This is a genomic window from Rhodococcus sp. EPR-157, assembly GCF_001647195.1.
Lineage (GTDB): Bacteria > Actinomycetota > Actinomycetes > Mycobacteriales > Mycobacteriaceae > Rhodococcoides.
Map to the genome: position 1 here is coordinate 1 of NZ_LVCV01000025.1, position 5,194 is coordinate 5,194.

General features: G+C 63.4%; 4 protein-coding genes and 1 pseudogene. 1 reads left to right on the forward strand and 4 read right to left on the reverse strand.

All coding sequences use genetic code 11. From position 1 onward, the window contains the following. Positions 1–210: pseudogene (locus A2J03_RS01040) on the forward strand (flap endonuclease); the annotation flags it as partial. A 14-nt stretch (positions 211–224) separates the two neighbouring features. Here the strand turns inward: A2J03_RS01040 and A2J03_RS29635 are convergent. The 4 genes from A2J03_RS29635 to tatA form a co-directional block, all read right to left on the reverse strand. Further along, positions 225–1,013, reverse strand: coding sequence for a DUF4333 domain-containing protein (locus A2J03_RS29635; RefSeq protein ID WP_082897507.1), 789 nt, complete (start codon positions 1,011–1,013; stop codon positions 225–227). 50 nt (positions 1,014–1,063) lie between these two features. Continuing rightward, a complete protein-coding gene (locus A2J03_RS01050; protein WP_068368530.1) occupies positions 1,064–3,787 on the reverse strand; it encodes a DEAD/DEAH box helicase in 2,724 nt (907 codons plus the stop codon). Positions 3,788–3,796: 9 nt separating this feature from the next. After that, positions 3,797–4,741, reverse strand: coding sequence for a twin-arginine translocase subunit TatC (gene tatC / locus A2J03_RS01055; RefSeq protein WP_068368533.1), 945 nt, complete (start codon positions 4,739–4,741; stop codon positions 3,797–3,799). Positions 4,742–4,807: 66 nt separating this feature from the next. Then, a complete protein-coding gene (tatA, locus tag A2J03_RS01060) occupies positions 4,808–5,083 on the reverse strand; it encodes a Sec-independent protein translocase subunit TatA (protein ID WP_068368535.1) in 276 nt (91 codons plus the stop codon). Positions 5,084–5,194 lie beyond the last annotated feature (111 nt).

The window sequence follows — 5,194 nt, forward strand, 5'->3', positions numbered from 1 at the left end:
CGAGCGAAGCTTGCAGCCGCAGCCGACTACCTCGATGCGGCGCTTCCAGTGGTCAGAGTTGTGACGGACGCCGAGGTTCATATGTCGCGATCGGACGTGATTCCGGCGGTGCCCGCTGATGCAGAACGCCTCGGCGAACTCGCCGAGGAACTGGGAATCAAGGGCGCCGTGGACCGGCTCGTTACTGCACTGGCCGTCCACGGCGCTTGACTGCACGCGTTGGTTCAGCGTGGACGCGAGACCTCGTACGTGCCGTTGTCGTCGGTGAAGGTCAACGTGACGGTCCTGTCGAAGCCGTCCACCTGCAGCGTGCACTCGAACGACGCGCCTTCTTCGATCTTTTCACCGTCGGGGCACGAGACATCGGACACCGACGATGCTCCATAGGTTCCGGTGACGATTTCTTCGACACCTGATTCGGCCGCCGCTCGATCCAGATTCTTGGATCCGCCGAATGCGAGGACGAGCCCTACGATCACGATGACCGCAAGAATCAGTCCGCCGATCACGAAAAGCGGGGTCTTGGATTTGCCGCTGGCCGGTGGCTGCTGACCTGGATTCCACTGGTCCTGCGGCCCAGGAGTCTGCTGCGGGTACTGGCCCTGGTTCCACGGAGGCTGCTGAGTCTGTCCCGGGTACTGACCCTGGCCGTACTGCTGCGGAGGATACTGCCCCTGTTGGGGGTACTGCCCCTGCTGGGGGTACTGGCCCGGCTGTGAAGGCTGGCCCGGCTGCGGGTATCCGCCCTGCGGGTACTGGCCTTGAGCTCCCGGGTATCCACCCTGCGGGTACCCGCCCTGCGGGTATCCAGGCTGCCCGTACTGAGGCTGCGGATACTGGCCCTGTGGATTGGGGCCCTGTGGATTCGGGGCCTGCCCCCACCCTTGTTCCGCACCGGTGGGGCCGGGCTGGGGCTGGCTCCACTTCTCCGTCTCCGGTGATCCACTTTCCGGCTTGCCCTGATCGCGAGACCATTGATCGTCAGGGTTGTTCGGACCGTACGGGCCGCTCATCTCGCCTCCACTGGTATTCGATTGATCGGCCGCAACCATATCGGACACGGTCATGCAGCGTCGACTGCAACAACTCCTCGGCGTAGCGCCGAGACAGCACGCGAGGCAGTCTTGGAAAGCTCCGGGTCCGGCGTCGCGAGCCGCACCTGGTCGAGCAGATCGATCACCTGTCGGCACCAGCGAACGAAGTCGCCTCCCGACAAGGCCTTACTTTGGTCTCCCGCAGCGAGCAGTGCGTCCGCGAGAGTGTTGTTGCTCGCCCAGCGGTAGACGGCCTTGACGAAACCCATCTCGGGCTCCCGTGTAGGCGGCAGCTTGTGGCGAACTTCATCGGCCCGCAACTCACCCCACACCCGGACCGTCTCGGCCAGTGCGTGACGGATCGGTCCCGTCGGGCCCTGCGGCGTCGTGTCACCTTCCTGCCGAGATTCGAACACCACTGCGGACACCACGGCCGCGAGCTCTGCGGGCGCAAGACCTCGCCACAGTCCCTGGCGTAGACACTCCGCGACCAACAGGTCGGACTCGGAGTAGATCCTGGACAGCCTGGAGCCGTGCTCGGTCACCGACGGAGTGCGCCCAGCGGTGATGTAGTCGCGTTCGTTCAGCAACGACAGGATGCGGTCGAACGTGCGCGCCAACGAATTCGTCGTGGCGGAGACCTTCTGCCTCATGGACTCGGTGTCCCGGGCCAGCTTGTTGTACCGCTCCCCGATGCGCCCCAGTTCGTCCCGATCGGGCCGCGAGTGCACTGCGTGCGATCTGATGCTGCGCCGCAACGTAGCCAGCTCTCGGTCATCGGCTGCCGTCGACTTGCGCCGTTTCCGATCCGATGATGCGGAGATGCCGGTCGACCTCAACGCAGCTGACAAGTCACGGCGGGTTCTCGCAGTTCGGTGATCGACGAACCTGGGCAACCGCATGCGTCCCAGAGACTCTGCGGGCGATGGAAAGTCTGCGGCCGACAGGTGCCCCGCCCACGCGTCCTCGGTCAGTACGAGAGGCCGTGGATCGGCTCGATCGTCGTCGGGCTCGAGGACGACCGCCAGTCCACTGCGCTTGCCACTCGGTATCGACACGACATCGCCGCGCGAGAGGCCGCGCAGCGAATCGACGGCGCGATCTCGACGATCCTGCCTGCCCTGCTTCTCGAGTGTCTTCTCTCGATCCTTGAGTCGTTCGCGGAGTGCCGCGTATTCGAAGTACTCCCCATCGGCCCCTCCCAGACGGGCGAGCAGCTGGTCGAGGGTCTTGGTGTTGCGGTCGATCCCGCGAACCAATCCGCCCACCGAGCGGTCGGCCTGGAACTGTGCAAAGGATCGCTCGAGCAGTTCGCGGGACTCGGCGGCGCCGAACTGTTCGACGAGGTTGATGGACATGTTGTAGCCCGGGCGGAACGAACTTCGCAGCGGGAACGTGCGTGTGGATGCAAGCCCGGCAACTTCCGTCGGCTCGGTGCCAGGTTGCCACAGGACGACCGCGTGTCCTTCGATGTCGATTCCGCGCCTGCCGGCTCGGCCGGTCAGCTGGGTGTACTCCCCCGGTGTCAGTTCCGCATGAGTCTCACCGTTGTACTTGACCAACTTCTCGAGAACGACCGTGCGTGCAGGCATGTTGATACCGAGCGCGAGAGTTTCCGTCGCGAAGACCGCTCGCACCAGACCCTTGACGAACAGCTCCTCGACGGTGTGCCGGAACACGGGCAGCATCCCCGCGTGGTGGGCGGCAAGCCCGCGCTCGAGCGCTTCGCGCCACTCCCAGTAGCCCAGCACTTCGAGGTCTTCACGCGGCAATTCGGAGGTGTGCTTGTCGATGATGTAGCGGATTTCCTCTGCCTGCTCGGGCGTCGTCAGTACCAAACGGGATCTCAGGCACTGCGTGAGCGCACCGTCACATCCTGCACGGCTGAAGATGAACGTGATCGCCGGGAGAAGTCCCTCCTGGTCGAGCTTGGCGATGACCTCCGGTCTTGGCAGCGGTCGATTGGCTGCGCTCGTGTTGTGGCCACCTCGTCCCCGGCCGCGACCGTGTGGCGCCTGCCACCGGTCGGCGTGGTCCAACGATTGCCGCTGTTTGACGTGTCGCAGCAGTTCGCGGTCGACGACGAGCTTCGCGGCGCCGTCACCAGATTGCGACCGGCTGTCGAAGAGGTCGAACAGCCGTCGGCCGACCATGATGTGCTGCGAGAGCGGTACCGGGCGGTTCTCGTCCACGACCACCGTGGTGTCCCCGCGCACGGTTTCCATCCATGCACCGAACTCCTCGGCGTTGCTGACCGTTGCCGACAAGCTCACCAGACGCACGTCCTGCGACAGGTGCAGAATGACCTCTTCCCACACCGCGCCGCGGAAGCGGTCCGCGAGGTAGTGCACCTCGTCCATGACCACATGGGACAGACCACGGAGAGCATCGGACGACGCATAGAGCATGTTGCGGAGAACCTCGGTCGTCATGATGACGATCGGGGCGTCTGGATTGATACTCGAGTCGCCCGTCAGTAGGCCGACCGTGTCCCGGCCGTAGCGGGCGGTGAGCTCGGCGAACTTCTGATTACTGAGAGCCTTGATCGGGGTCGTGTAGAAGCACTTTCGGCCCGCAGCCAAGGCCAGATGCACTGCGAATTCACCGATGATCGTCTTACCCGCGCCAGTCGGCGCGCAGACCAACACGCCGTGGCCGGCCTCCAACGCTGTGCATGCGTCGATCTGGAACCGGTCGAGGGGAAAACTCAGGTCTCCGGCGAACCGTTGAAGCTGCGACGTCGACACCGTCACATGATCACATCAGATGGTGTCGGTGTAGTCCCGATTCGGTTGTGCTGCAGGTGAGACGGGGTTCGGGGATGCAAGTGGACTCGCGGAATCGATGGACGTTGCTTCGTCATCGGATACTTCACCCCATTCGTCGGTTCTCTTGCGCAATTTACGCCTGTCGTGGATCCGGGCGATCTGCACTGCGATCTCGAAGAGCAGTGTCAGCGCGAGCGCGAGCGCGAGCATGGAGAACGGGTCCTGACCAGGAGTGGCGATCGCCGCGAATACGAACAACCCCATGATGAGACCGCGTCGCCACGCCTTCAGCCGCTCGTAGGTCAATACACCGACGAAGTTCAGCGCCACGACCAGCAACGGAATCTCGAAACTCACTCCGAAGATGATCAACAGATTGATCACGAAGCCGAAATATTGCTCGCCGCTCAGCGCAGTGATCTGCACATTGTCGCCGATCGACAGCAAAAAGTGCAGGCCCTTGGCGACGATGTAGTACGCCAGCACCGCACCACCGACGAACAGCACCGCGGCCGACGTCACGAACGAGATCGCGTACCGACGTTCCTGCTTGTACAGACCCGGGGTGACGAACGCCCAGATCTGGTAGAGCCAAATCGGGCAGGCAATGACGACACCGGCAGTGAAGGCAACCTTGAAACGAAGAAGGAACTGGTCGAACGGGCCGGTGGCCAACAGGCGACACTCGTCGTCGTTGCTGAGATTGGCCCGCAGGCTCGGGTCCAGGGAGCAGTAGGGCCCCCGAAGCAGATCGCCCAGACTTTCGATGCCGAGGATCGTGTGCGAGTACCAGAAGAAGCCGAAGGCAGTCGTGAACGCCATGGCCACGATCGCCCACATGAGCCGGGTACGCAGTTCGTACAGGTGATCGACCAACGACATCGTGCCGTCGGGATTCAAGCGGCGCTTGCTGCGCCGTGGATCGAACGGGATTCGCATTCTCTGTCTTCGCTCAGCAGTGAACCGGGGTGCTGGTCAGCACCCCGGTTTGCCACAGTTCAGCCGTCAGGCGGACTTGGTGTCCGGCTGCGCGTTCACACCGTTGGTGGCGTGAATGTTGCTCGCCTGCACGTTGGCCTGCGGATCGAGCTGAGCAGGTGCGGAAGGCTGAGTCGGCACGGTGTCCGTCTTGCCGTCGTTCTGCATCTCCTTGACTTCGCTCTTGAAGATGCGAAGCGACCGGCCGAGCCCGCGAGCTGCATCGGGCAGCTTCTTCGAGCCGAACAGAATGACGACGACCAAAGCGACGATGGCCCAATGCCACGGGCTCATGGCTCCCATGTGTACCTCCCAAGATCAGATGATTCGAGCCTACCCGACGGATCGGCACGAAGCGTCCCCCGTCGCCGGACGTTTCCCGCACGTTCACAGTGCACTTCACGCTTACACGAC